Origin of the sequence: Paracoccus methylovorus (assembly GCF_016919705.1) — a bacterium.
Classification (GTDB): Bacteria; Pseudomonadota; Alphaproteobacteria; order Rhodobacterales; family Rhodobacteraceae; genus Paracoccus; species Paracoccus methylovorus.
Genome location: NZ_CP070371.1, coordinates 835,959 through 853,276, shown reverse-complemented (window position 1 = coordinate 853,276; position 17,318 = coordinate 835,959). Strand labels below are relative to the sequence as shown.

Genomic DNA, 17,318 nt, shown 5'->3' with positions numbered 1-17,318 from the left:
TTTACCACGGGTGCCTTCGCACTGGTCGGTTTGACGATTTTCAGCAAAGCCGACACAATCGCAGCGCGAACCGGCGGGCGGTTAACCGCGCCCTTTGCGTCTCTCGACGGTTATGGCATGAAATCGGTCAAAGCCTGCGTGACACGGCCTTGCGCAATTTCTGCCGGGCATCGGCCAAATGGCGAGGATCCGGCACCCAATTCGGCCGCTGTAGCTGGGCCTGTACCAAGGCCAACTCCTCCTCGGCGCTGAGGTCCAGCCCGTTTTGCGGCAACAGCAGCACCCGCAGCCGGCAAAGCCGCTCCGGATCCCCGCTCCAGATCGTGTACCAGCGTGGGGCGGCGCGACGAATACGCCAAGGGTCACCCCCTAGCGCTTTCCGCACATGCTCCTCGGGAGTTCCGTTGCCGGTTGTCATGCTGAGCAGTCGGTCCAGCAGCCGTTCAGAAAGCCGCACCATGACTGCGCCCTGCCAAGCTTGGGACCGGCTCGATTTCCGTACGCCATACATGCTGATCGCGTCCCTGCATGAACGCCGAGACGGCGGCGCGGGGCGACATGGTCAGCAAGCTTAACGGAACGCCGTTCACATTGGGCACCTCGCCCGTTCTGCGGTCAATCAGCCGGACAGAGAACAGTTGATCGCCTTCGGTCTCTGCGATTGCGGCTTTGGTCAGGATGAACTGGCTCATGATGATGGTGGCCTCGCATTACAAATTCATTTCGGGAGTCGATCAGACTTTTACAATACACGATTAAGATGGTAGATAATAGCGTTAATGAAGGTTACTCGGACAGCCACCCAACATCCTGGCCATGAAAAGGAAAAATGCGCTTATGGCGGATCTGGACTTTATCGACCGCAAGATCGTGGCAGAGTTAATGCGCGACGCGGCACTCCCTATCGCGCAGATAGCTGAAAAAGTGGGGCTTTCTCAGACACCATGCTGGAAGCGCATTCAGAAGCTTGAGGCGCAGGGCGTGCTGACCCGTCGTGTTGCGCTTGCCGATCCGGTCAAGCTTGGGTTCAGCATTCTCGTGTTTGTCGAGATCGAGGCGCCGAATCACACGCAGGAATGGCGCGAACAATTCATCGACGTGGTTATGAAGATGCCCGAGGTTATGGAGGTCTGCCGCATGGCCGGGCGCATGGATTACCTGCTGCGCCTGGCGGTGACTGACATGACCGCCTTCGATCTTTTCTACAAGCGGCTGACGGATGCTGTGCCGATCAAGAATGTCACGTCGCATTTCTCCATGGAAAGGATCTGGTACAGCACCGCCTATCCGGTTGACGTGCAAAACCGTTAAGAAGCGCGGTCGAGACGCGGGTACCGGGGCGGGCGGCATGACATATCCGCACGTTCCCAGGACCCGCGTATTCATCTTGCTTGACCATGCACGATCCGCAACGGTTCTGCTGTGCGCTTGTGGCTGTGCGCGACGGGGAGCACCCCCGCCCCCGGGTAGCTGCCGATCAACTGGCGGGCAAGATCGGCGCATTGCGCACGAATATCGGGTATTGCCGTAATTTCCCAAAGCGCACCGCGCGCGCAGGGGCCGATGGCGAACAGCCGCTGGGCAGCTCTGCCCCGCCCGTCGATCAACCGCGCCTGAGAGGTTGTATCGAGTCCAAGGCTGAGTGAATCGATCCGCGCCCGCCCCTCGGCAATCAGATCAAGGATGACTTCGGCGCTATCGGTCCGCGGATCACGGCGGATCCCGCGACAGTCGATCACATGGCCACTTAGCCTGCGGCGCTCTCCGGTCGAGGTCACGACTTCGATCTCGCAGACAGGTTCACTGCTGACTATCCTTTCGAAACGCGCCTTCAAGATCTCAAGCTGGCCGCGTCCGCGCGCCTCATCCATCATGGCTGCGGATTGCGGCGGCATGCGGTGTCGGTGGACCTCCCACCATGATGCGGAATGGCGCAGAAAGCGCCTGCGTTCTTCACGAGGCCAAGCCTGCCAGATTGCGCGCACAAAGGGGCGTATGCCGTCCACGACATCGCGCCAGCTTCCCCCAACCGCTTCTGCCTCGCGGGTTTTTGCCCTCAGCCATCTCAGCACTGCACTGACCGGCTGTCCGACCGGGATCGTTTCGGCGTCGAACTCCAGCGCCGAACCCGCCGCATGGGCACGGGGCAGCAAACCTCTGCGCGAAAGGCAGGTGATTGGCCCGCGATGTCCCGATCCGATCAGCGACACGATGTGATCGACCATCGAAAGACCGGTGCCGATGATAACGACGGGCTCGTCCGGCGTTCTGGGCCGCGTGAAATCCCAGCCGCTACGCATTCCGTCCTGCACATGCGGAGGGACCGCATGTCCGGTGGCGAGGATCGCGAAATCCGCATGGATGGTCTTACCCCCCTTCAGCAAGGCCGTCACGCCATTCAAGTCGGGCTCAAGCCGGATGCATTCGTCATGCAGGCAACGCAGCCGCCGCGATCCAAGGTCGGCCATCAGGCTGCCCAGATAACGCCCATAAGTCTTGCGGCCGACAAAACAGTCAGGGGTCGCATTCGGAGCTTCCCCCGAAAGCCGCAACCAACGTCGAAAGTGATCGGGGTCTTTCGGAAAGGCGCTCATGTTATGGACGCGGGTGTTCAGCAGATGGTCGGGGTTGTCGGTCGCATATGCGATTCCGCAGCCCAGCAGATCTGATTTCTCGATGATCGTGACCTGCCCTGCCTCTGAGCATGACAAAAGATGTGTCGCCATCAGGACGCCGCTGGCCCCACCGCCAATGATTACCGTATGGGGACCGATGGTTGGGGCAGAAAAGCTTGCCGACATCACATCACCATACAGGCAAAAAGCACCGCTGCGGCGGCCAAGCCCATCGGCCATTGCCAACGGACGGTGATTTGCGGAGCTGCCTGTTCATTGTCGGAAAGATAGGCGGACAGGCCAGGATCGAATGCACCATAAGACATGTCTTCACCTCGTGCTCGTATGGGAATCTGAAAGAGCCGCCCGGACGGGTCGATGGATGGGATCAGGCATATGCCCTGCCACGCGTATCCGCCCCGTCGTCCGGAGATGTGCATCTTTCAACGCAATGATCTGAGAACGTGCGGCAAGCGCCTTGGCGAGTTGCTTGCCTTGTGGCCAGGGTCCGAAACCTGCGGCGGTATTGATATGACCGGCATGACCCATGTTCACCAACTCGCTTCCCCATGCCTGGGCAAGCCCGGCAGCGCGGGCGAACGACATCCACGGATCGTTGCGGCTTGCGACCACCATCGTGGGAACAGGCAGCGCACGTTCGGGGATTGCGCCAAAGCCGCGGATCCGGTCGCATTTCGCCGTTTCGGCCGGCGCCACCAGCAGCGCGCCTGCAACATTAAGCTGCGGCCACTGGCTGAGGAGCTTGACCGCAGCGATTGCGCCCAGCGAATGACCAACCAAAATCGCGCCCGGATAGGTAAGGACAGCGCCGGCGATCTCGGTCAGCCATTGGTCCAGAGATGGTTTCGACCACGAATCCTGTTCGACGATTCTTGCCGTCATATCGGTCTTGGCCCACCAATCCTGCCAATGCGGCGCAGGCGAGCCATCCAGTCCCGGAAGAAGAAGGGTCTTGATCATGGCGAACTCCTTTCGCTATAAAAGCTACCGCATAAGTCGTGATTTGTCGTTCTAAATCTTCCCCTATCCTTGGTAAAATGTTCTCCAGGAGAGCCCGAGGTAGTCTGATGCGAAGCCCGGCCAGGTTTCAAAATCAGGGCTGGGCAATGATCCCATTTTCAACTTTCCACGCGGTGGCGGGCTGGATCGGCGCTGTATCCCAGGCTCTCCCCGTCCAAAGGTTGAAAAGTCAAACCCAGCAACGGCGTTTGGCATCTGGCCTAACCGGCCGGCCTCGTTGCGGGCGGGCACAGATCCAGCCGCTTTTCGTCAGCGAAAGAACTGCCGCCAAGTTGCTCGACATGAAGCCCAGCGAGTTCATGTCGCTGGTGAATGCCGGCGCCCTGCCCCGCGCCGTTCGGCATAATCGCTGGGACGTGGCAGAATTGCAGGCCATCATGAGAGGCGCCAAGATCAAGCCCAGTGAGGAATTCGAACTGTGAGGAAGGAGCGCAAGCCTTATGTCACATGCAAGACGGCTGGCGGCAAAGACCGTTGGTATTACCGGCTGACATGGACTGAGGACGGCAAGCAAAAGCGAAGCGGTGCAGAAGCCGCAGAAGGAGACGTGGCGGCAACTGGTGAAGGCATACCGGGGCAGCGCCGGGTTTCGAAAGCTCGCGCCCCGGACCCAGAAGTCCTATAACGACACCATAGAGTGGATATTGTCGAACAACGCTGACAAGAGCGTCACCACCCTGACCAAACAGAGGTTGCGCGACCTGCATGTCAAATTTGGCGAAACGCCTCGCAAGGCTGACATGCTCGTCCAGATGGTGTCGATCCTGACGAACTTCGCCGGGAACCAACTGGATTGGGTCATATCAAACCCGACAGAGGGGCTTACGCTCTATGGCAAGCAGCGCGAGTATGAGCCGTGGCCCGACTGGATGGGCAAGAATCTTGCTGATGCTCCAGCCATCGTTCGCAGTGCCGCCGAACTAATCTTGGGCACCGGCCAGCGACCCGCCGCTGCCATCGCCATGCGGAGGGATCAGTTTCAAGGGGAGTGGATGATGGTCACGGACGAAAAGGGCGATGAGAGTTATGAAATTTTCCACCCCACTGAACTACGATCCTACGTTCAAAGCCTGCCGGTGACCGGCATTCATATTCTTTCCCGGAACCTGACCCAACCCATGCGCTACGATACGGTTGAGAAATCTTTCCGGGCGTGGCGGACGGAATTGGGCGAGCGGGCCAAGCCCTATTCGCTGCACGGCCTGCGCAAGCTGGCCATCATCAGACTGGCCGAGGCCGGATGCACGGACGCCGAGATCCAAGCAGTAACGAACCAATCAGCCCAGACAGCGGCCTACTACCGCAAGCGCGCGAATCGGAAAAAAACTATCCAAGGCGGCGATGGAACAGAACGGGGGCAGAACATGAAAGTGGGAACACATAGTGGGAAACGCTTCGCCGACGGCGCAGCACCCCAGCGTAACCCCTTGATTTTATGGTGCCGGTTGCAGGAATCGAACCCGCGACCTTCTGATTACAAATTAGGCGGAACCTAAATTGTTTCAATCATTTACACAAATTATGTCCCGTGGACATAGCGCGAACGAAGCGAGAAAGCGGGAAACGCCCATCCCCAGAGGAATGACAGCATGAGCCGGGCAGTGCTGCTGGCCCTGAACTTCGCGACCCACCTTGCGATGGCCGTGGCCGGAATTATGCAAATCGAAACCGCCTTTTCGATGTGGGTAGGCGGTGGTCTTGCCCTGTTCCAGCACTGGCTGCTGACCCACCCCCGCGACCAGAAGGAGAGGATATGAGCGACTGGCAACCGATAAGCACCGCGCCGAGGGACGGGAAGCGAGTTATCCTGTTCGCTGGAGGCCAGGTCTGCACGGGCGGTTACGATCCGCACTGGACCGGCAAGCTATGGGTATATGACCAACGGCGTGTGAATCCGGGAACGGTCCCTAGCCATTGGCTGCCCCTCCCCCAGCCCCCGGAGGACGCGCGATGAGTGACGAACTGACGCGTTGCCCGTGCTGCGAAGGCGAGGGCTATTTCTACGGCGACGAGAAGCCGCCTAGCCCATGGGGTGACGCCGACGAAATCGCCCGCCTCCGCGCCGAGGTGGAGCGGCTGACGGGTAGCCTAGAGACGGTGCAGCGCGCTGCCAGAACGCTGCACGCGGCCGGACAGGAAATCACGCGCAATGCTGTTGCCGCTGCCATGGGCGAGGCTGCAGCACTGAAGGAAATGGACCGCAGCGAGTATGCAGCGGCGGCCAGTCTCGACAGCGAGCGGCAGGCGAATGCGATGCTGACTGAGGCCCTTGAGCGCACCGAAGCCGCCCTTGCCGACGAGCGGGCGCATGCGGACGCGCTGATGGATGACGTCCGCCAGCGCCTGTCCTACGATGCGGAGACATTCCACGATCAGGGGGCATGGGATCGTGAAGATGCGTGCCTTGCTATCATGAAGCGAATCGACCTCCACCGCGCCCGGCGTCAGGGGTGACTAGCGCCCTGTCGCCGCGTCATAGGTTGCGATCAGGTCGCGCCCGGTCCTGCGCATGAGCGCCACGTCGTCACCGGCCAGCGCCGCAGCGTGCGTGGTCATGGGCCGGTCCAGCACCGTGGACAGCGCGCTATCGTTTACCGCGCTTGTGCAGCCAGTCACGATCAGCGTCAGCATCGCCAGAAGATAAATCCGCATCCTTCGCCCTTTCCACAGTCTCCCGATAAGCCGCGTCCTGCTTTGCCTGCGCATCCGCCCTGCCCCGCGCACGGCCCTTGAGCCAAGCCGCTACAGCCGCGCCGATGGCCGTCAGCGCCGCGATAAGCCAAGCGGTCACTTCCGCCCCCAACCGCGCCACAGCGCCAACGCAGCCAGCGCAGACGACACGATGCCGCCGATAGCACCAACGGCGGCGTAGAGGTTGAACGGGGCCAGATCGAAATTGCCCGTGGCAGCGTCGAAATCGGCCAGCCCGGCAAGAGCCAGCGCCGAAGCCGCAAAGGATGCGGCATAGACCAGCAGGCGGGTTGCGTTCCAGTTCATGGCTTACCCTTTCTCCGGCTTGGTCGCGGCCTTCACAGCCCACATGGCTGCGCTCTCGATCTCGGTTTGGGCGAGGGCTTTGAGCCGACAAATCTCGGCACTGCGCTGTTGCTCCCCATCACTGCTAGCAGGAGGGACACCAATGTCCTCGATCATGTCGATCAGTTCAGCCGCCTTGGCCTTGATTTGATCGACCGTGCCGCTTGCACTGGGGTTGAACGTCGAGCCGACGCGGTATTGGCCTTTGGTTTGCATGACTTATCCTTTCAGAAGGTTGAGTAGGGTTTGGATGAGGCGGGCAAGCCAGCCCTGCTCCGGCGTCGCTGAAAACCGCACAACAGGCAGAGCCTTGAGCTTGGCGTGCAGCGCGGCCAGCGTCTTGGGACCGGCAATACCATCGACTGTCAGCCCCGCCTCTCGCTGGAACCGCAACACCTCGGTCGCGCCATATCCAGCCAGCACCAGCGCGGCCCGCACATAGCGCGCCTGCCGGTCCGCCAGCCCGTTCGTGCCGCCGTTGATGCGCCTGGCGATCGAGGTCAGGTCATTGGCATCGGCAAGGCCGTTCAGGCTCGCCCGCGTCGGATTGCCGGTGGACCAATACCAGATCGGCCCCAGCCCCTCCCAAGGATCGGTATTGACCGCCTCTGGATCGGCTTCAAAGTCCGGTGCGCGCGCGTCCAGTTTCTGCGCCCACGCGGCAAAGGATCGGTAATTCGCCCGGCCGGTGATCTGGATCGGCCCCCTGCCCCGGAAGCGCGAGCCGTCGCCGGGTTGCGTGTTGCCCAGATCGGCGCGCCCCTCGTATCGCTTCTGCGCGGCGGTCGGCCCCCAGATCTCGCGATCATACCGCCATCCTGCGCTTTCGTGGGCAAGTTGGCCAAGGTAATGCGCCAGCCGGTGCGGTCGCTCCAGACCCGCGCCGACGCCCGCTTTCGCAAGCCCGGCCACGGTGGATTGCATGTTGTCGTTCGCCGCCCCGCCGGCGATGGCCGACAGATGATCTGCGGTCAGGATCATGGTGCCCCCTTCTCAAGTCTGGCCTTGATCTCGCGGAGGCTGTCGAGGATCAGGATCATCCGCTCGTCCTGCCGGGCGGTGGTGGTTTCCATGACCCGGATGCGGGCCTCGTGGCCCTCAAGCCGGGTCGTCGCCTCCGTCAGCTTATCCGATATGGTTTCGGTCAGCGTGGTCCACTTGCCCCATGCGATGGCCACGGTTATCGCCAGCGCCCCTGCCGTGATCACATTTCCAAGGCTGATCCGGCCGTCGAACTGCACGCCCATCACAGCACCGCCAGCATGAAGGCTAAAAGCTCATCGTAGCGGACGCCCCACCTGTCACCGGCTGTGCGCGCGGGTTCCACGATCTCGCCTGTTTCGCTGTCGATGGTCGCGGGCTGATCGTCCCAAGCGTCGTAACAGACGATCCCGTAGACCATCGGGTCCAGCCCCTCGGCGGTGAACGCGGCTGCGACCTCTTGCGCCATCACGCCGAAGTGGACGCGGGCATCGCCGCCCTTGAGCGCCACGGCATCGCTGAACCGGAAAGCGCGGATCAGGCTTTTGACCCGGACGGCGACGGCCCGCTCTGCCTCGGTCAGGTCGCGTATGTCCTGCTTTTCCCGCTCGTCCGAGGTGTTGATCGTGCCGGTCCCGGCATAGACCTGCGACCAGCGATAGGTGCTGACGCCAAGTGACTGCGCGTTATCGTCGGCTGGCCGGAAAACCCCACCCTGCTGGAAACGGCCCACATCGGTATCGCCAGCATGGAACACCAGCGGATAGCTTCCGTCGGTCGGGCAGGATATGCCCACGCGCTGCGTTCCAGACACGCGCACATCCCCGCCGCTGGACGTTGATTGCTGGAATACGACGTAACCCGGGCCATATCGGACTTGCGTATAGGCGCCACTGTCCTGAGATGGCCGGTTCGGAATATACCGCTCTACGATCTCTTGGCTTGCACTGGACCCCACTTTGATCGTGGTGATGTCGGGGGTTGAGCCGGAGGCGATGGTCGTAAACTTTTGCCGCCAGGTCTCGTTCTTGTTCCCCCATTCATAGGACGGGGTGAAATGCACGGGGACTGTCGGGTCAGGTGTCAGCGCGGCAATATTCACCACGCCTTTGAACATGCTGACTGGATAAGTCCCGGTGAAATATCCGATCTGTTCAAGGCAGTTGGCGATTTCGGAATTGAGCACGACCTCACGGCTAAGGCGCACATAGGGCTGCGTCATCGTTGAGCCGCCGCTCAGGATTTGCAGCCCGTGGATGCGCAAGCCGCCGCCGAGGTCGATGATATAGCCGTTATCCCCATACATATCGTAGAGGTTCACGCCGGAGGCCCCCTCGTTCAGGAAGCCCATCGGGTGAAGGCGAACACCAACGCCGGTAGCGTTGCCGTTGTAGGGGTGGCAGGAGATGAACTCGACCGATCCGGCCTTATTGTGGATCGGCAGACCGCACCAGCCGACGTGGGCCATGACGACACGAACGTCGTGGCTTTCATTCAGGATGCCGGTCGCGACGAAGTTGGCGCCGTCAGCGAATTCGGGATCGCCGTTCAGCCATTCCTCCCCGGTCACGCCGGTGACGATCAGGCCCGCGCTGGTCGGTGCGGCCGGGGTGGAGCGCGCGCCCTTGATCCAGAAGCCGCGCCAGAAGAACTTCTCGATGTGCACATTGGTGAAAATCGAGTTGATGCAGCGTTCCAGTGAAATGCCGCCGCAGCGGTGGTAGCACTGGATCTGCGCGAATTCGAGCGTGGACCGCATGCAGTTGACGATGCGGATGGCTTCGATCTCTCCCGTGGCTTCGAGATTGCCGCCTGCCATCACCCGGAAGATCGCCTGCTTGGCGTCGATGTTGAACGCCTTTTGCGCGCCCGCGCCCGTGGTGCCGAGCGTGATCTGGTTGGCGATATAAAGCGTGCCTTCCAGAACCAGCGTCACCGCCTGCCCGGCCGCGCCATACCGCGCATTTGCGTAGGCGTTTGCGGCGGTAATCGCAGCCGAAGCATCGCCTTCGACCCCAGCGGTCCACCAACGCGCATAGATCACATCGCCCGCGAGACGAACCCCATCGACGCCCAGATCATGGAGGGCCGATGCGTAACCCGTCATGGCCGGGTCAATAATGGCCGTGACCCCGTTTACCGCGACGAGCTGACCGCTAACAATCGCGGCACCCGTCAAGGCATCCGCAAGTGCTTGCCGGCTGGTGAATTGCATGGCCCGCGCGGCAAGGGCTGCCTGCTGTGCAATCGCCGCGTATTCCGGCGCTGCAAGCGCAGCCGCCATCGCGTCTTCCCCGCCGACCTCCGATGAGACGGGCAACGTCAGCGCCCTGCTCTGCACCTCTCGCACGTCCTGGATTTGCATGACGGTCAGGTCGAAATCGTTCTCGACCTGATCTGTCCTTACCCGCCCCTGCGCATTGTAATCGCTGCGCTGGAGGTTCGGCACGGCGCGTAGGAGATAGATCTGGTCACCAGCCTGAATGCCGCTAGATACCGTGACCGTTCCGTCTGCCGTTCCGATGCCGGTATGGCTGACCCCCGAAGTCAGATCTGTTTCCTGGCCGCCCCTAACACGGATCACCCGCAGGTGTGCCGCGTCGAGCAGAAGGAATTCCCGTGGATATGTCCCGCTCGTGCCGGTGACATTGAACGGGCCCGACTTGTTCTTGGAGTTCTCTACCGTCATCTTCGCCTGCCAGCATGGGGTCAGGCGAAGGGTAGGAACCGCAGCGCAGGCGATATATGTTGGCGGGCGTCAGTTGGTCAGCGGGTTGCGCCCCATCAGGGCCTCGATCAGGGACCGCTCGTCGCTTTCCTCAAGCAATTCCTCGATCGGGCGCATCAAGGCTGTCGATGGCAACCCAGTTGCAAGACCGACAGCATCCGCTACGGAGCGGCGCAGCGCCTTGTCGTTCTCGCCCTGCGTGGCCTGCTGAAAGAGGCGCGCCGGGATTTCCGTGATCGAACCATAAACCCCGCCGCCCGTAGCCGCCGGATTGGACATGACGGACCAGGCGTCCCGCACGATCGGAAAGCCGCCGATCACAGTTCCGACGGTTTCCTCTGCCAGCCAAGTAAAAAACTTCTCGCGGTCTGGTTCATCGTCATCATCGCCCGCGGCCATGGCCAGATAGAGCAAGCCCATCATCGCGGACTCTGCCACGTAGATCAGCATCAGATTGGTCGCCATATCGGCGGTCGCGCCGAACCTTTCCGCCACGGTTTCGCCGGCCCGGATGTCGCGGACACCCTGCTTCGCCGTCAGATAACCGCGGTTAAATTTCGCGATCATGTAACCTTGAAGCGTGGTAAACAGCTTTATCCACTCAATCTGCCGGGCATTCTCCGACACCGTTCCACGAGAGATTGCCGACCGGTCCGGCATTGCACCACTGTCCTGCGCCCGCGCAACCATGCGATCCGCAAAGGCGATTGCCTGACCTTCGTCGCCATCGAATTTCCGCAGACCGTTGCGATAGCCGGCCAGCCAAGTCGGAACATCCACAGCATAGAACTGCACCTTCGTGAGCGGCGCAAACCCGACACGCGAAAAGAATTCCGCGGCCTCCGCAACGCGACCGCGCAGCGGGCTGGTAATCATTGCATCGTTGGCAAAATCGTTGATGTCCTTGTCGAACGTCGTCTGCCGACGGCGCATGAACTCGGACTTTGCCATGACCTCACGAGAGGTTTCCCCCGGCCGCTTCAAGTAATCGGCAAAGGCGCGGGCCATCTTGCGCTTACCCACGGTCGCCGCCGATTGCGCCACGCCCGTCATCTGCAAGGCCGCAGTTTTCATGTTCAGTGCCAGGCGCGACAGCGTGAAATTGTTCTTCACGATGCGGGCGAACATGTTCAGAGGATCAGTGTGAACTATCGGACCCTGCGCGACGTCCTTGACCCAGAGGTTCATCATGTCGAGGTCGTTCTTCCGCCCCGCATCCATGAAGGCCTGCGCTACCGCGCCATGGTTCAGCACGCGGTAGGAGTTATCAACCGCCTCGGATAGCGCAATATCGCGGATTACATCGCGCAAGTGGGTGAACGCCACATCCATGTCGAGATTGAGCGTGCGGCCGTTTCCGCTGGCCTTGCGCTCAATCGTGTGCCCGTGCTTGGTCTGCGCCTTGGCGAACCGCCCGGCCGACATGAACTTATCCATCTCGGTGCGGGCATCCACCGCAGCAGCATGACCATAGCCCGCGTCGTATTTGATCGGGTAATACCCGCCCTTATAGGTGCCGAATTTGGTCGGGACTTGCCGCGCCTCGACCCGCCCGGGCTTAACCCCGGTCCGGCGCTGCGTTACCGCCTCGATCTGCGGCCAGTAGCTGCCGATCAGATCCCACATCGACTGGACGAAGTCCCAATCCCGTTTGTCGAGAGTATCCAAGACAGCATCAAGATCTTCCCGCGTCATGCGCTGGTCGGCATGTGCATCTTCGGCCAGTAGGCGGGCCATATTATCGTCGTTGCCGGTGTTCAGCGCGACGGCGATTGCCTTCCACTTCGACCATGAGAAGCGCGTGCCATTGATGTGCCGCTCGACCTTCATGTCGCGGATATCCTTGGCCGAATAGACCTTGAACAGGTCGGAAAGCTTTTCCGACAGTTCGCGATTCATTTCGTCCACCTGGACGTATCCAGCGTCGATATCCTGCTTGATCGCCTGATAGGCCGCCCCGAACTCATCCCCGCCGTCCACGTCCACCAGCACGGTGTCCGCGGTCAATACCAAGTCGAGCAGATACCGGCCTCGGCTTTCCTGCTTGATCTTGCCCGAGCCGATATTCTCGACAATGGCGTCCGCCACCTCTGCCGCTGTCTGCGCCAGATCGCGCCGCTTGCGCGCCGTTATCAGCTTTTGCTTAAACCGCCCAAGGTGGTCGAGGTTGGCCACGGTATCGAGAAGGCCGTGGAATTCGTCCAGCGACAAGCGCGAGTAATGGACGCGGCGCGCGTCGTCCATCATGCGCGGATCGATCATCAGTTCAGCCTCTCGGCCCTCGGCAATCATCCGGTCCACGAATTCGCGCATGCGCTCGGTCTTGGCCACCTGTCCCGGTGACCGGCGGCGGAAATCGTAGCGGTCGAGCAAGTCATCGATCTGCTCGATATAGCCGCCCTCCAGCTTCTCGCGCACCGACTTCTTGCCATACGCTTGCATCTTTTCGCGGGCCTTGCCGACATCGGCCTCGGCCTGACGCGACAGGTCGAATAGCGCAGCATTGAGGATCTGCTGTTCCTTGGCTTGCAGCGCCGTCGCCAGCGCCGAAGCATCGCCGCGCGCCACCTTGGCAAAGGCGCGCTCTGCATCCCGGCCGGCGCGGCGCTCCGCAGCAAGGAACCGGGCCGGGGCCGACGCCTCGCGAACGGTCATGCGACCAAGCATCAGGCGCGCGCGTTGACGATACAGTGCCGGAGTCATGGAGCGGGTGTCGCGTCCGAGCTGCGCGGCGATCTGCCGAGCCTCGGCCACGTTCTTCTGCGCCTGCTGCTCGTTGTGGATCGCGTCCACCGCCTCTTGTTCGATCGTGCCATCGGTCATGGGATCGCCGTATCGCTCCAGCATGGTCCGGTCGGTTTCGGCATTGATGGCATCGGCCCTCTTGGTGGTGTTCTGGAGAATCTGCACCATCTCGACCGCACCGGCAAAGCCGAACATTTCCGCAGCCACATCGGGCGGCAACCCGTCGTCGGCATAGATGGCCCGCTTGCCCCCGAACCTCTCGCGAGACAGCTCCGCCAAAACGCCAGCGCCGAACTGCTCCACCAGATCCTTGCGCGCGATCCGAACGTCCGGCGCCGGCTGGTCACCGTCCGGCGTGATGATGCGACCATTCGCCATGGCCTCGATCAGCCGGTATTGCGGCAGAGCCGTGATCCGCGCCTCAACCTCATCACGGAGTTGCTTGCGCTCAGCCTTCCACCACGATTCCTTTTCGCGGCGCACCTTGGCCATGGTCTTTTCCAACAGCTTCGCCTCGGCCTGCTCTTTCGACCGCCGGGCGAGGCGCTGATAAGTGTTCCAATCCCCGTCTGACATGCCGGGCGGCTTATCCCGGAACAGCGGGTCGGCGGCGGCTTCCGCACGCGCCTGTGCAATCTCGGCATCCGTGGCCAGCATCCGGTCAAACGCCTCGCGAATCTCGGGCGACAGTTTCACGTTCAGGCCGGCGAGTGAGCGATAAATGCGGGTGAGCCACGCCTTGACGCGCGCAAATACATCGGCCAGCGCCAGAGACGGCGCCTTGCCTTCCATGACATAAGCCTCGAACGACCGGGCGAAGGCCTCGTGCTGATCGGTGGTGAAGGGCTTGCCGTCATCGGCCCCCAGATATTCGCGCACGGCCGCCATGTCGTCGCGCAGCTGCTGCGGTGCATCGGGGTCGGCGGCCAGCGCCGCCGTGGTCTCAAGGAAAAAGTGTCCCGCCTCATGCAGGAAGGTGGACAAGTCCGCCGTCTCGAACAGGTTGATGACCGTCTGCGCGCCGTCCGGGCCGCCGGCGGGGAGCACGATGGAGCCGCGGCGGCCTTGCGGCAGTTCGCGGCCCTTGAAAACATCGTCACGGGAGAGTATTTTGCGCTTACTCGACCGGGTGAGATCAGCCCTTCGGGGCTGGACATAAGGGGAATTGGACCCCGGTTGGTTCGGACTCTGCCCGGTCGAGTGGTATCCCTCTCTTGCATAAAGCATTCGCCCTGCCGCAGCTTCGCGCGCCAGCCATTGCGGGTCATCTTTCAGATACACGCTGGTGATCAGATTTATCGGGCGACCTTGCGCGTCACGCTGGTTCTTACGGATAGCCACGATCATCACGCGCCCGTCTGGAAGCTCCACGGGGACAGAAACGATGCTATCCGGGTCTGTTGCGGATTGCAGGATATAATCAGGATCATGGACCCGAGGAACGATTCTCTCAAGAACTGCTGCTGAAATCTCGGGGTGGTCCTTCATCACCTTGCGAATTTTGCCCGCCATGAACTGCAAGGGCCGGTCTGCAAGCCCGCCAGCAGTTTTTAGAACCTCACCAGGCCTACCCATTCCAACCATGTCGGTCTGCGCAGCAGCACCCGAAACCACCCGCAGCAAGCCTTGCCGCCACATGCGAACCGCACCATCCGGAACAGCAGCCTGCCCGTACTCCACGCCATTCGGATCGGCTTCCAGCGCCGCCGCAATCTCGTCGTTGCTCATCGTCGCCGGATCAATCCCGCGACGCTGTAATTCGTCGTTCAGCGCCGCCCGTCCCGGATCAGGCCCTTCGCCCGGAAGGTAACGCGAGCGGCCGCTCGCCTCCTCGCGCAAGGCTTCCAGCAGGGCCGCGCCAAGGTCAGCGGCCTCGCTATTATTCAAGCCCTGAACCTCTCCCATCAGCTCGGGGAAATAACCGGCCTCGACCGCCTTCCGGCCCAACTCGTCCAGAGCCAGCCCCCTCCCCTGCGCCGGCATCATCCCTGGCATAGTGCCCTGCACCTGCCGTTCGCGGATCTGCTCCGCCGCCTCGGACACCAGCCCCTTGACCTCGAGTTCCGCGACATCGCCGCCGGTATCCTGAATGCCGCCCTCGTCGATGACGAACTGCGTCAGACTGCGACCGGTTTTTTCCTTCCTGCCCGCGCGCAGATCATTGAGCATGATATCCAGCGCGCCGCGACGGCGGGGGATGCCATCGGCGTCGGGCCCCTGAATGCGCAGGCCGAACCGCCGCGCCAGATCCAGCGCATCATCCCCCACCCGCTCGGCCATCGTGCGGAAGAACGAGGACATGACGCGGGCTTCCTTGTCGGCCACGTCCGTCGTGCGCCCCGCTTCGCGCAGCTGGGAATATATCCCGTCGAATACCTGCTGATCGGAGGTTCTGGCCTCGTCCTCCGCCCGCGTCTCCGCCACCTGCTGCTCATATGCATCGGCCGCATCTTCTGGCACCAGATCGGCAAATTCCTGCGCTTCTGCGATGGACAGTTCATCCGGGTCCATGGTCGCATTCTCGCGCACCCATGCCTCGGCCTCTGACCCGGACAGATAGGCGGCGAAATTCGAAAGTGGAATCGCAACACGGCCGCCGCTGATCTCCATCTCCGCAAAGGTGCTGGGATCGATACCCCATTCCTGCGCGATCTGATCATCCATGGTCAGGTCACGCGCCTGGAAGAACTCACGCAAACCCTGTGCCGGCACATAGATCATTTGATCTCCGACACCCTGATGATCCAGTGCCGCTTTGAACGCATCGGGCGACCGCTCGCGCACCTTGGACGCCTGTGCCTGTTGCGACACCTGATCCAGTGCGGCTGCGGTGCGGCCTGCATTTCGCGCACGTTCAGCGTCGCGCTCTGCCGCGATTGTATTCGCCGTGCTTATGGTGCTGAGCCCGCCGCCGGACACCGCGCCCGCCATGCCTGCATTGAACCACTTCAGCAGAGTCTCGTCGTTCAGCTCGACCTCGGCACCGCCCCCAGCCTGAACGGCATAATCCTTGATGATTTCCTGCCCGGCCTCGTTGATGAACTCCTCGACAACATCGGTCGTGACCTCACGGCCCATCCGCTTGGCCCAACCCTCGGCCACCTGCTGAAGAACCTGCCCGGAATTGCCCCTGAACGGGCGGGCGGCGGGGCCTAGCAATTCCAGCCCCGCATAAGGCACGGCGCCCAATACCGCAGCACCAGCCGCGCCGGTATCGAATGGGTCCTGCCCGGCATTGATCTGTTCGGCCCGGATGTCACCGACGCCCATGCCGTAACCGACACCGAGGGCGCCTGCGGGGCCGGCAGTCGCTGACGCGGCAAGCGTCGCCAGCAGGTATGGACCGGCTTGGCCAAGGTTGAACCCGGCCCAATCCATGAAGCCTTTCACGTCGTCGATATCGGTGAAATCCGGCACGCGCCCCTGAGTTTCGCGCATCTGGTCCTGATAGGCTCGCACGCGATCCGTGAGCGCCCCCATCAGTTCCTTGTTCGACTGAACGGCTGTAATGGTCCGATCCACATACCATTTGCGCTTCTCGGCATCACCCCTCACGAAGTCGGCCACCATCGCCGCCGTGGGCGACATGGGGTCAATCCCGAGATGTTCTGCGATCTGGGAGCGCGGCGTGGAGGGGTCGATATCCTTGGCCCGGTCAAAGGCATCAAGGCGCTGCAGCATGGTTGCCTGCGCCCCTGCAATCGGGACTGTGGCAGCGGCCACCCCCATCTGCTTTGCCCCGGTGACACCGGTGCGAAAGCCTCGCCCCAATTGGCTTTCGTTCAGACTGCCGCCGACCGAATCGCCATATAGATCGAGGCCGGGTTTAAGGTTGCGTTCGAACCACGACTGGTTTTCCAGATCGTCCTTGGCCAGCGCCGCATTTACCGGGTCGGAGCGGAGCCAATCGGAGAGTTTTGGCGCCTCGGCCAGTGTAGACGTCGCGCGTTGCTGCTCCAGCCGGTCCTTGAACATCTGCGGGAATGCCATGACCTGTCCGGGCGGGACGCCAAGCTCTTTCGCGGTGGCCAGACCTTCGGCAGCCTGATCGGGATGCAAAGGATCAAGCCGGACCCGCGCCGCGGTGCTTGCCGCTTCTCGTTGCTTGAGCTGGTCGAAATAGGCGTCGAAAGGTCCGGCCATGATGTCCTCGCTTCTGTCGCCTGCAGGCT

Annotated in this window: 16 protein-coding genes; 5 read left to right on the top strand and 11 right to left on the bottom strand. The window is 61.9% G+C overall.

What is annotated here, in order from left to right; translation table 11 throughout:
- Nucleotides 1-127 precede the first annotated feature (127 nt).
- On the bottom strand, nt 128-460 hold the full coding sequence (locus tag JWJ88_RS17470) for a hypothetical protein (protein WP_205295722.1): 333 nt from the start codon (nt 458-460) through the stop codon (nt 128-130).
- The gene (locus JWJ88_RS17465; protein WP_205295721.1) at nt 444-692 is read right to left on the bottom strand and encodes a hypothetical protein; all 249 of its coding nucleotides are present in this window, start codon (nt 690-692) and stop codon (nt 444-446) included. The genes JWJ88_RS17470 and JWJ88_RS17465 overlap by 17 nt, the downstream gene beginning before the upstream one ends.
- Nucleotides 693-837: 145 nt before the next feature.
- On the opposite strand from JWJ88_RS17465, the gene JWJ88_RS17460 reads away from it, so the two are divergent.
- Nucleotides 838-1,311 carry an Lrp/AsnC family transcriptional regulator gene (locus JWJ88_RS17460; protein ID WP_205295720.1) on the top strand — a complete coding sequence of 158 codons (474 nt, stop codon included), beginning with the start codon at nt 838-840 and terminating at the stop codon, nt 1,309-1,311.
- A 71-nt stretch (nt 1,312-1,382) separates the two neighbouring features.
- Here the strand turns inward: JWJ88_RS17460 and JWJ88_RS17455 are convergent, their stop codons facing one another.
- Together JWJ88_RS17455 and JWJ88_RS17450 are read right to left on the bottom strand one after the other, a co-directional pair.
- Nucleotides 1,383-2,801, bottom strand: a complete 1,419-nt coding sequence (locus JWJ88_RS17455; protein ID WP_205295719.1) for an FAD/NAD(P)-binding protein — start codon at nt 2,799-2,801, stop codon at nt 1,383-1,385.
- 144 nt (nt 2,802-2,945) lie between these two features.
- Nucleotides 2,946-3,596 (bottom strand): RBBP9/YdeN family alpha/beta hydrolase, encoded by a 651-nt coding sequence (locus JWJ88_RS17450; RefSeq protein ID WP_205295718.1) that lies wholly within the window; start codon nt 3,594-3,596, stop codon nt 2,946-2,948.
- Nucleotides 3,597-3,937: 341 nt separating this feature from the next.
- Here JWJ88_RS17450 and JWJ88_RS17445 point away from each other — a divergent pair, with 341 nt between their 5' ends.
- The 4 genes from JWJ88_RS17445 to JWJ88_RS17430 all read left to right on the top strand — a co-directional run bounded on the left by JWJ88_RS17445 (nt 3,938) and on the right by JWJ88_RS17430 (nt 6,110).
- On the top strand, nt 3,938-4,078 hold the full coding sequence (locus JWJ88_RS17445; RefSeq protein ID WP_205296925.1) for a hypothetical protein: 141 nt from the start codon (nt 3,938-3,940) through the stop codon (nt 4,076-4,078).
- A 102-nt stretch (nt 4,079-4,180) separates the two neighbouring features.
- A complete protein-coding gene (locus tag JWJ88_RS17440; RefSeq protein WP_205295717.1) occupies nt 4,181-5,152 on the top strand; it encodes a tyrosine-type recombinase/integrase in 972 nt (323 codons plus the stop codon).
- Between the two features lie 93 nt (nt 5,153-5,245).
- Nucleotides 5,246-5,413 carry a hypothetical protein gene (locus tag JWJ88_RS17435; protein WP_205295716.1) on the top strand — a complete coding sequence of 56 codons (168 nt, stop codon included), beginning with the start codon at nt 5,246-5,248 and terminating at the stop codon, nt 5,411-5,413.
- Nucleotides 5,414-5,606: 193 nt separating this feature from the next.
- A complete protein-coding gene (locus tag JWJ88_RS17430; RefSeq protein WP_205295715.1) occupies nt 5,607-6,110 on the top strand; it encodes a hypothetical protein in 504 nt (167 codons plus the stop codon).
- Here JWJ88_RS17430 and JWJ88_RS17425 read toward each other — a convergent pair whose 3' ends face one another.
- The 7 genes from JWJ88_RS17425 to JWJ88_RS17395 all read right to left on the bottom strand — a co-directional run bounded on the left by JWJ88_RS17425 (nt 6,111) and on the right by JWJ88_RS17395 (nt 17,289).
- A complete protein-coding gene (locus tag JWJ88_RS17425) occupies nt 6,111-6,308 on the bottom strand; it encodes a hypothetical protein (RefSeq protein ID WP_205295714.1) in 198 nt (65 codons plus the stop codon). It abuts the gene before it with no gap.
- 135 nt (nt 6,309-6,443) lie between these two features.
- Nucleotides 6,444-6,653 (bottom strand): hypothetical protein, encoded by a 210-nt coding sequence (locus tag JWJ88_RS17420; protein WP_205295713.1) that lies wholly within the window; start codon nt 6,651-6,653, stop codon nt 6,444-6,446.
- A 3-nt stretch (nt 6,654-6,656) separates the two neighbouring features.
- Nucleotides 6,657-6,908, bottom strand: coding sequence for an Acb2/Tad1 domain-containing protein (locus JWJ88_RS17415; RefSeq protein ID WP_205295712.1), 252 nt, complete (start codon nt 6,906-6,908; stop codon nt 6,657-6,659).
- Nucleotides 6,909-6,911: 3 nt separating this feature from the next.
- On the bottom strand, nt 6,912-7,673 hold the full coding sequence (locus JWJ88_RS17410; protein ID WP_205295711.1) for a peptidoglycan-binding protein: 762 nt from the start codon (nt 7,671-7,673) through the stop codon (nt 6,912-6,914).
- Nucleotides 7,670-7,939 (bottom strand): hypothetical protein, encoded by a 270-nt coding sequence (locus tag JWJ88_RS17405; protein WP_205295710.1) that lies wholly within the window; start codon nt 7,937-7,939, stop codon nt 7,670-7,672. Before JWJ88_RS17405 ends, JWJ88_RS17410 begins: the two co-directional genes overlap by 4 nt.
- Nucleotides 7,939-10,362 (bottom strand): tail fiber domain-containing protein, encoded by a 2,424-nt coding sequence (locus tag JWJ88_RS17400; protein ID WP_205295709.1) that lies wholly within the window; start codon nt 10,360-10,362, stop codon nt 7,939-7,941. Before JWJ88_RS17400 ends, JWJ88_RS17405 begins: the two co-directional genes overlap by 1 nt.
- A gap of 69 nt (nt 10,363-10,431) precedes the next feature.
- Nucleotides 10,432-17,289, bottom strand: a complete 6,858-nt coding sequence (locus JWJ88_RS17395; protein ID WP_205295708.1) for a MuF-C-terminal domain-containing protein — start codon at nt 17,287-17,289, stop codon at nt 10,432-10,434.
- Nucleotides 17,290-17,318: the final 29 nt, after the last annotated feature.